1 protein-coding gene is annotated in these 617 nt (G+C 58.8%); it reads right to left on the bottom strand.

Annotated elements, in window-relative coordinates:
* Nucleotides 1-80 precede the first annotated feature (80 nt).
* Nucleotides 81-617, bottom strand: a 537-nt coding sequence (locus AC6I6L_RS20680) for a BGTF surface domain-containing protein (RefSeq protein ID WP_497919665.1), incomplete at its 5' end; no start/stop codon positions are given.

Genomic DNA, 617 nt, shown 5'->3' with positions numbered 1-617 from the left:
CTGTCGCTGTGTGGGGTAGCGTTCGATAAAAGGAAAGTGCGGCAAGGACCGGAACGAAGTCCGGTAGTTAGGGTAGCTGCTTAGTCCTGGCGGCGGAGTGCCAGCATCGCAGCGGCGAGGAGTGCGACGGCGGCGACGGCGGCGCCGAAGCCGGGCGTGCCATCGTCGTCATCTTCTTCCTCGTCGTCGGAGTCATCCTCGACTTCATCTTCATCGTCGGATTCGTCTTCGGATTCGTCTTCGGATTCGTCCTCAGATTCGTCCTCAGATTCGTCCTCAGATTCGTCCTCGGATTCCTCTTCTTCAGATTCGTCCTCTTCGGATTCCTCTTCTTCAGACTCGTCCTCTTCTTCCTCAGACTCGTCTTCCGTCGTATCCTCAACGAGAACAGAGTCGATCTCGTCACGGACGTCGTAGCCGATGTTGCTGTGGAGTGGGTCCGTTCCGCGGAGCGTGAACTCGATGCCAGGGTTGTAGTCACCGAAGTCGTAGCTGGCCTCGAAGTACCGGTCACCGTTGTCGTCTTCCATGACAGTTGCGGTGGCGGTCGTCACGAAGTTACCGGACGAGCGAGCGCGGGTGGAGATCTCCGTACCGGGTGCGGCGTTGGAGTGACC

Source organism: Halosolutus sp. DAT137 (assembly GCF_059736405.1).
Note: the sequence above shows the minus strand (reverse complement) of the source record. Positions and strands in the feature narration are given on the sequence as shown.